General features: G+C 59.7%; 4 protein-coding genes. 1 reads left to right on the top strand and 3 read right to left on the bottom strand.

Going from position 1 to position 5489, the window contains the following annotated elements; genetic code table 11:
* On the bottom strand, positions 1-1693 hold a 1693-nt coding region (locus tag E0F99_RS28575), incomplete at its 3' end, for a winged helix-turn-helix domain-containing protein (RefSeq protein ID WP_130909082.1).
* Positions 1694-2710: 1017 nt separating this feature from the next.
* On the opposite strand from E0F99_RS28575, the gene E0F99_RS28570 reads away from it, so the two are divergent.
* The gene (locus E0F99_RS28570) at positions 2711-2959 is read left to right on the top strand and encodes a ubiquitin family protein (protein WP_083358519.1); all 249 of its coding nucleotides are present in this window, start codon (positions 2711-2713) and stop codon (positions 2957-2959) included.
* A 95-nt stretch (positions 2960-3054) separates the two neighbouring features.
* Here E0F99_RS28570 and E0F99_RS28565 read toward each other — a convergent pair whose 3' ends face one another.
* Together E0F99_RS28565 and E0F99_RS28560 are read right to left on the bottom strand one after the other, a co-directional pair.
* The gene (locus E0F99_RS28565) at positions 3055-4314 is read right to left on the bottom strand and encodes an NAD(P)/FAD-dependent oxidoreductase (RefSeq protein ID WP_083358518.1); all 1260 of its coding nucleotides are present in this window, start codon (positions 4312-4314) and stop codon (positions 3055-3057) included.
* A 3-nt stretch (positions 4315-4317) separates the two neighbouring features.
* Positions 4318-5489, bottom strand: a 1172-nt coding sequence (locus E0F99_RS28560) for an aldehyde dehydrogenase (NADP(+)) (RefSeq protein WP_130909081.1), incomplete at its 5' end; no start/stop codon positions are given.

Below are 5489 nucleotides of genomic sequence, written 5' to 3'. Positions count from 1 at the left end.
GGCGAGGCGCATGGCGCCAGGTAACTTGGGCCGTGACGGCAGCGATATCCAACCAACCGCCGGTATCGATGGGCGAAGCCCAGCCGTCGCGAAACCAAGGGGTTGCTTCGGCCCAGGCACTTTTCCAATACAGGTGCTGCGCCTTGAGGCAGCCCACCAGCGCCTTTGCCGAACTCTCTGCACCGAATTGGCGTTCGGCCGCAGCCAGCGCCGTCTCGACTATTTGTGCCGAGGCATGGACATCGCCTGCCAAAGACAGCATTTGCGCCTCATGGACCTGGCAGTAAATTTCACCCCATACGCTGGCGACCACCCGCATTTTGACGTGTGCCGAGCGAATGACGCGCAGCGCCAAGGGCAGTTGCGCCTGTTTCAGCGCGTGCAGGGCCTGCACGACTTCCAGCGTAGCGGCGGCGAGCATACCGTCGCCCGAATCACTGGCGAGCGGCGGCAACTCGAAACGATCGACGTAGCCATCGGCCAGCGTCTGAATCACATGAAAATCTCGCCTCAAGCGGCTATCTGCCTGAACCTGGCCCCGAGCCAGTTCGAGTAACTGGCTGGCCAGTGCATGTTCGCCTAACTTGGCGTGCAAGTACGCCTGGAGCAGCTGCAGGTCGGGCTCGGCACGCAGGGTCTTTTCATCAAACAGCTGCAGCAGGCTTTCGGCGTAGCGGATGCCGTTGTACAGCACGACCTCCCAGCCCCCGGCCTGCACCAGCAGGTCAACCGCCAGCCGGGTATCACGCGCGCGCAATGCGTAGCTGATCGCCTGCACCCAATCCCTTTCCTCGGCCAGCCACCGGGCTGCCGCGTGATGAATGTCACGGGCTGCTCTGGCGTCGCGGCTGTGGTTGAGAAAGTCCTGCAGGAGCCGATGATGACGGAACCATTGGCGACGGGCATCCAAGGGCACGAGCAGGGCGTCCAGATGAGTCAGTTGGGTTAATAACTGTGCACTGTCGCTGCGGCCACGCACGGCGTCGGCCAGTTCAGCGTTGAAGCGCTCCAGCAAGGCCATATCGCGCAAAAAAGCCTGGCATTCAGCGGACAGGCGTTGCACCACTTGGCCGGTCAGGTATTCGGCCATGTCGGTGACACGCCCGGAAAAGGCATTCAGGCCATACAGCGATGCATCGCCACTGCCACGCCACAGCCTGGCCAGCTGCACGGCGACCGCCCAACCTTCGGTTCTTTCGTGCAAATCATTGAGTTCGGTGGCGGGTATGTCGGGGCCCAATATGGCCGCGGTTTCGGCTGGTGTGAACGTCAACGCCTGAGCGCAGACTTCGTGTACCCAACCATTGGCCTTCCACTGCGCCAGCGGCCAGCCAGGCCGCTGGCGCGCGGACACCACCCATTCGAGCCATGGCGCGGCCTGTTCCAGCAGGGTCTGAACGATGGGGTCGAGTTGAGGGTTTGCCGCCGTGTGGTAGTCGTCAAGAAACAGCGTGACCCGACGGTTCGCACGCGCCAAGGCCTGGAGCACGGCGGTGATCGTACGCTGCGGTTGCACATCCAGTGACTGAGCCTGCGCCAGGCCTGCAAGGTGGCCAAGATCGAGGCCAGCATGGTCCAGCGTCAGGATCAGGTAGGACAGGAAACGGTGGGGGTCGCCGTCTGCCGCATCCAGTGACAGCCAGGCGATGGTCGCCTGTGTCTCGCGCGCCAACAGCGCTTGTCGCCACTGCATCAGGAGTGTCGTTTTGCCGAAGCCGGCGGGCGCGATCACCAGAACCAGGGGGCTCCTGACGCGCTCGCTAAATGAGGCCAACAAGGCTGAACGAGGCAACGATGTCAGCAGTGTCAACGGCGGTGTCAATTTGCCGACCCAACACCAGGCGTTGGATGAAGTGGGTGGGGACTTTTTTTTCACGACAGCGATCTCGTGTGTAAGAGTATCTGTCGTTTTATCAGCTGCATTTTGGTTGGGACCGACTGAATCGTCACCTGATGTTAATCCGGATTCAACCGCGCGACACATGCCATCTCTGCGGTGCGAGTTTGGCACAATGCAATCGCTCTAAGTCTTTGTTTTGTTTGTACTGTTAGCGGTTGCAAGGGGTTTGCGATTTCGCTCCTACAGTTATTGCAGGACATATCTGATTGTTCCGCGAACAGTATCAAGCCCCCTGAGTATCGACTGGGCGGGTCGGATAATGTTCCGATTGGATCAACCCGCAAGGAAGGTGATCCCGTCGTACATTAGTTTGAGATGGACTTGAACGGCGGAATGCGGCAGGCGAAATAAGAGGGGGTATGCTTGATCGTGTTCGCGAATATTTTGTTTTTAGAATGCGTTTGCTTAAGCGTGTGATTTTCTCTGGTGAATTGTAACTTGCTGGCGTTGTGAGGCCGCACGGAAAAATAAAAAAGCATCCTGGTGGAACTTTTCGTTGCGGCTCAGGTGCCGCGTTCTGAAAGAAGTCGGATGGTGAACTGTAATAGTTCATACGGTGATTCGGCACGTGCGCCGTGCCCTATATTTTATTCAGCTAAAAGCGGCGTAGCTTATGAGGAAAAATGCTAGAGACCTGTCAGTATTGTCAGTATCCGTGACGGAATAATAAGGCTTCAATTACCGTGTTGTCATACGCTTTGTGCGCTGCTGTTTAAGGCTGTAGGCGCTCAAAACGGAATTTGAGAGCTTGCATGGTTGTTGGTATGAGTAAGTGAAACTTATCGATTCTAATTTTAGGCGTTAAAAATCATGAGCACATTAGACGGTGTTGGATCGGGCGAATCTATTACTTTACAAGTTGTTGGTAGTGAAGGGGCAATGGTCGTGGTTAGGGTAAAAAGAACGGCAGCGCTGAGTAAGGTAATGATTGCATACAGTGAAAGGCTCGGTGTGGAAGTTGATTTTAAACGGTTCCATGTTGATGGGGAATCGATCAACGAGACGGATACGCCAAATCAACTGGGATTGGAAGATGGAGACGCGATCCACTTCGACTAAGGTGCTTTTTCGAGATGACTTGCCCACACATCTGTGAGGCCTTCGCCTCCCAGGTGCGGTGTTTATCGCGGCGAATATGAGCGAGGTGGAGGCTTTCAAAATCGATCTAATTTATAGGCGATCTGATCCGGTAATTCAGAAATTGGTGTCTGTTCTGTGACCAATTGCCCAATCATCTGCGCCGTCACCGCCGCCTGCGTCAGCCCCAAATGCTGGTGGCCGAACGCAAGCAGCACCTTGCCGTCGCACACCCGGTCAATGATTGGCAGCGAGTCGGGCAGGGAGGGGCGAAAGCCCATCCATGGCGTGGCACCCTGGGTGCTGAGGTCCTGGCGAAACAGGCCTTGGCTGAGCCGGTGAAGTTGCCAGGCGCGTTGCATATTCGCCGGGCGTGCAAGCCCGGCGAATTCGACGGTGCCGGCCAGGCGCAAGCCGCCGTCCATGGGCGTCATGATGAACTTGCGTTCGAACGAGGTGACGGCAAAGGGCAGGCGCTGTGGCTCGTGGGGCAGCATCAAATGATAGCCGCGTTCGGTGTCCAGCGGCACTGTTTTGCCGGTCAGGGCGGCGGTGAGTTTGGCTGAGTGTGCACCGCAGGCGATCAGCACCTGGCGCGTGGTGAGCGGGCCTTGATCAGTGATCAGCGACACGCCATCCGGTGTCAGGCGCCCCTCCAAAACGCGCTGTTTGAGAAACTGCACACCTTCGGCATTGGCCGCCGCTACCAGTTCACAGACCACGTGGTACGGGTCGAGAAAATGCCCGGTGCCGGGGAAAAATAAGCCGCCTTGTACCGCGTCGCTTAACTGCGGCGCTGCTTTTTGCACCGCAGTACTCGACCAGAATTGCACCGGCACGTTTTGTTGCTGCATGCGCTGTTGCAACGCATCGACGGCCTCGCGCGATTCGGGGCGCTCAAACACCAGCAACGAACCGTCGTCGCGCAACAGGTGTGGGCGTTCAATCGATTGCAGCAAGCGTTGCCAGGCGCCCAGGCTGTGTTCATTCAATGCACGAATACCCGCGACGGTGCGTCGGTAGTTCGCCGGGCGCAGGTTCAACAACAGGCGCATAAACCAGGGCAGGGCGCGGGGCAGGTATTTCCAGTCCAGGCGCAGCGGGCCCATCGGGTCCAGCAGCATCGCGGGCAGGCGCTTTAAGATCGAGACATCGGCGATGGGAAACACCTGCTCGGTCGCCAGGTGCCCGGCATTGCCGTAGGAGGCGCCCATGCCCGGCGCCTGTGGGTCGATGACCACCACCCGCTGGCCCTGACGCGCCAGTTGCAGGGCACAGGCGACGCCGATAATGCCGGCACCGACTACGGCGATATCGACAGTGTTGGAATCGGGCATGGCTCAGGCCTCTCTGTGGCCGTTGACCAAACGCCGTAACCGCAACGGGTTGGCATGTTGCAGGGCGCCTGGTAGCAAACTGTCCGGGAAGGCCTGGTAACACACTGGGCGCAAGAAACGCAGGATCGCTGCTGTGCCGACCGAGGTGCTGCGTGAGTCGGAGGTGGCGGGGAAAGGCCCGCCATGCACCATCGCATCGCACACTTCCACCCCCGTAGGCCAGCCGTTGACCAACAGGCGACCGGCTTTGCGCTCAAGCACGGGGAGCAAGGCCTTGGCGTGTACCAGGTCGTTTTCATCCAGGTGCAGGGTGGCGGTCAGTTGACCTTCCAAGTGTTCGCACACCTGGCGTACTTCGTCGTCGTTGGCGCAGACCACCACCAGCGACGCGGCGCCGAAGACTTCTGCTTGCAGGTGTTCGTTGGCTACAAACGCGTTGGCCTGGGTGACGAACAGGTGCGCCTGGCCTTGGTTCGGGCCTGTAGCCGCCGCGCCTGTCGCGACAACCTGTGCATGCTCTGCCAGTGCAGCGACGCCGGCTTGGTAGGCACTGAAAATGCCCGGTGTCAGCATGGTCTGGGCCGCACAACCTGGCAGCAGTTGGCTCGCCGTGGCGATAAAGCGCTCCAGTGCGCTGCCCGCGACGGCAACCACCAAACCCGGATGGGTACAGAATTGCCCCGCGCCCTGGGTCAATGAGGCCACGAAACCTTGCGCCAACCCTTCGGCGCGTGCCTGCAGCGCGGCGGGAAACAGATACACCGGGTTGATCGAACTCATTTCGGCATACACCGGAATGGGCTCCGGCCGCGCTTGCGCCGCCTGGGTCAGCGCGACGCCGCCGCTGCGCGAACCGGTAAAACCGACGGCCTTGATACGCGCGTCGGTGACCAGCGCAATGCCCACCTCGCGACCTGAACCGTACAACAACGAAAACACCCCTTCCGGTAAACCACAGTCGTTGACTGCCTTGGCCACTGCACGCCCCACCAGCTCACTGGTGCCGGGGTGGGCGCCATGCGCCTTGACGATCACCGGGCAACCGGCCGCCAGTGCCGAAGCGCTGTCGCCGCCTGCCACCGAGAACGCCAGCGGGAAATTACTCGCGCCAAATACCGCCACCAGATCGGCAGAGCGGCGGGGAGGGAAGGGGTGGAGGCGAAAGTGTAGATCAC

It is taken from the genome of Pseudomonas antarctica (genome assembly GCF_900624995.1).
Lineage (GTDB): Bacteria > Pseudomonadota > Gammaproteobacteria > Pseudomonadales > Pseudomonadaceae > Aquipseudomonas > Aquipseudomonas antarctica.
Note: the sequence above shows the minus strand (reverse complement) of the source record. Positions and strands in the feature narration are given on the sequence as shown.